Raw genomic sequence first — 3161 nt, 5'->3', positions numbered from 1 at the left:
GGTGCGCCGCCGTCACCTCGATGTAACCCTGCGACGTCGTCAACGACGCATGCCCGAGCAACCGCATGATCTCCGAGGCGTTCGCGCCGTCCTCGCAGGGCGCGCAGCGCGCCGGGATGGGCCGCGAGCTGCACGCGGCGTACCCGGTCTTCGCCGCCGCGTTCGACGACGCCTGCGCCGCGCTCGACCTGCACCTGCCCGGCTCGGTCCGCGACGTCGTGTTCGCGGGCGGCGACGAGCTCGACCAGACGATGTGGACCCAGGCCGGGCTGTTCGCCGTCGAGGTCGCGCTGTACCGGCTGATCGAGTCCTGGGGGATCCGCCCGGACTTCCTGGCCGGTCACTCGGTCGGCGAGATCGCCGCCGCGCACGTCGCCGGCGTGCTGTCGCTGACCGACGCGGCCGCCCTGGTCGCGGTGCGCGGCCGGCTTATGCAGGAGCTGCCGGCCGGCGGCGCGATGGCCGCGATCGAGGGCGGCGAGGACGAGATCCGGCCGCTGCTCGACGCCCACCTGGACATCGCCGCGGTCAACGCGCCCGACGCCGTCGTGGTGTCCGGCGCGGCCCGGTCGGTCGACGCGCTGGTCACCCGCTGGAAGCGGCGCAAGCGGCGCGCCAAGCGGCTCGTCGTCAGCCACGCGTTCCACTCCGCCCGGACCGAGCCGATGCTTGCCGACTTCCGCTGGCTGGTCCGGGTGCTGTCGTTCTCGGCGCCGACGATTCCGATCGTCTCCGCGGTGACCGGCACGGAGATCAGCGCCGCCGAGATCTGCTCGCCCGACTACTGGGTCCGGCACGTGCGGGAGACCGTGCGCTTCGCCGACGCGGTCACCGAGCTGGCCGCGCAGGGCGTCCGCACGTTCGTCGAGATCGGCCCGGACGGCGTGCTCAGCGGGATGGGCCAGCGGTGCGTCGACCCGTCGGCCGGGATCGTCTTCGTGCCCGCAATGCGCTCCGGCCGCCCCGAGCCGGCCACCCTGCTGGCCGCGGTCGGCGCCGCGTACGTCCGTGGCGCCGAACCGGACTGGGACGCGATGTACCCGGGCGCGAGCGCCGACGGCGTCGAGCTGCCCGGCTACCCGTTCCAGCGCCGGCGGTTCTGGCTCGACGGGCGCGGCGCCGGGACCGACCCGGCCGGCCTCGGCCTGACCGCGACCGGGCACCCGCTGCTCGGCGCCGCCGTCGCGCTGCCCGAACCCGGCGGCGTCGTGCTCACCGGCCGGCTGTCGGTGGCGGACCAGCCGTGGCTGGCCGACCATGCCGTGCACGGCCGGATCCTGCTGCCCGGCACCGCCTTCGTCGAGCTGGCGATCCGGGCCGGGGACGAGCTGGGCTGCGGGCGGCTGACCGAGCTGACCCTGCAGGAGCCGCTGATCCTCGGCGAACGCGCCGGCGTGCCGATCCGGGTCGTCGTCGGCGGGCCGGACCCACACGGAACCCGGCCGGTCGAGATCTACTCGTCGGCGGCCGGCGAGTGGCGCTGCCACGCGGCCGGGGTGGTCGCCGCGGACAGCCCCGCCGACGCCGGGCCGTGGTCGCTGGACGGCGCCCAGCCGATCGACCTGGACGGCTTCTACGACCATCTCGCCGCCGCCGGATACGGCTACGGGCCGGCGTTCCAGGGCCTGCGGGCCGCCTGGCGACGCGGCGACGAGGTGCTCGCCGAGGTCGCGCTGCCCACCGGCGGCGCCGACGGATACGGCCTGCACCCGGCCCTGCTCGACGCCGCGCTGCACGCGTCCAGCCTGCTCGGCGACGCGAGTGACGAGGTGCGCGTCCCGTTCGCCTGGTCCGGCGTCTCCCTGCGGGCGGCCGGCGCCACCCGGGCGTACGTCCGGATGAACCCGGCCGGCCCGGACACGGTCGCCCTGACCCTGTACGACGGCGGCGGCGCCGTGCTGGCCTCGGTCGACGCGCTGCTCTCCCGCCCGGTCGCGGCCGCGGCGCTCGCCGACGCCGGTGTGCTGCACGACGCGATGTTCGAGCCGGACTGGACGCCGCTGCCGGCGAGCGCGCCCGCCTCGCCGGCCGGCTGGCGGATCGTCGAGCTCGGCGGGCACGGCAGCGCCGCCGGCGACGTGCACGCCGCGGTCCGCGACGCCCTGCTCGAGCTGCAGACCCTGCTGGCCGGCGACGACCGGCTGGCCGTGGTCACCCGGGCCGCCGCGGACCACCCGGCCGCCGCCGCGGTGCGCGGCCTGGTCCGCTCCGCGCAGGCCGAGAACCCGGACCGGCTGCTGCTCGTCGACGCCGACGACAGCCTGCCGGTCGAGCAGGCCGTGGCGCTGGCGGTGGCCACCGGCGAGCCCGAGGTCGCGCTGCATGACGGCGTGCCGCACGGCCGCCGCCTGGTGCGGGTCCCCGCGACGCCCGGCGGCGGCGTCTCCGCGCCGATCGACCCGGACGGCACCGTGCTGATCACCGGCGGCACCGGCGGGCTCGCCGCGCTGGTCGCCCGCCACCTGGTCACCACCCATGGCGTACGCCACCTGCTGCTCACCAGCCGCCGCGGCGCCGACGCCCCCGGTGCTGCCGCGCTCGCCGCCGAACTCGCCGGGCACGGCGCCGACGTGCGGATCGCGGCCTGCGACGCCGCCGACCGCGACGCCCTGCGCGCGCTGCTCGACGCGATCCCGGCCGGGCACCCGCTCACCGCCGTGGTGCACGCCGCAGGCGTCCTCGACGACGGCGTGCTCGGCTCGCTCACCCCCGAACGGCTCGCGAACGTGCTGCGGCCCAAGGTGGACGCGGCGCTGCACCTGCACGAGCTGACCCGCGACCGGCCGCTCGCCGCGTTCGTCCTGTTCTCCTCGGACGCGAGCCTGTTCGGCGGCGCCGGCCAGGCCGGCTACGCCGCCGCGAACGCGTTCCTCAACGGCCTGGCCCGGCAGCGCGCCGCGCAGGGCCTGCCCGCCGTGGCCCTGGCCTGGGGTCTGTGGGCGCAGCAGAGCGGGATGACCGTCCACCTCACCGACGCCGACCGCAGGCGAATCGCCCGCTCCGGCACCCTGCCGGTGGACACCGCGACCGGCCTGGAGCTGTTCGACCTGGCGCTGACCGCCGGCCGCCCGGTCCTCGCGCCGATCCCGCTCGACCTCGCCGCCGTCCGCGCGGCCGGCCCGATCCCGCACCTGCTGCGCGCCCTGGTCCGCCCGGCGCCC

General features: G+C 77.3%; 1 protein-coding gene. It reads left to right on the top strand.

Annotated features, from left to right (window positions below; all coding sequences use genetic code 11):
* Positions 1-65 precede the first annotated feature (65 nt).
* Positions 66-3161 (top strand): SDR family NAD(P)-dependent oxidoreductase (locus AB0F10_RS44955; protein WP_360640648.1); only part of this gene is annotated, 3096 nt, incomplete at its 3' end.

This window comes from Actinoplanes sp. NPDC026623 (genome assembly GCF_040638275.1).
In the GTDB taxonomy this organism is placed as follows: Bacteria; Actinomycetota; Actinomycetes; order Mycobacteriales; family Micromonosporaceae; genus Actinoplanes.
This window is presented reverse-complemented; position numbering and strand designations above follow the sequence as displayed.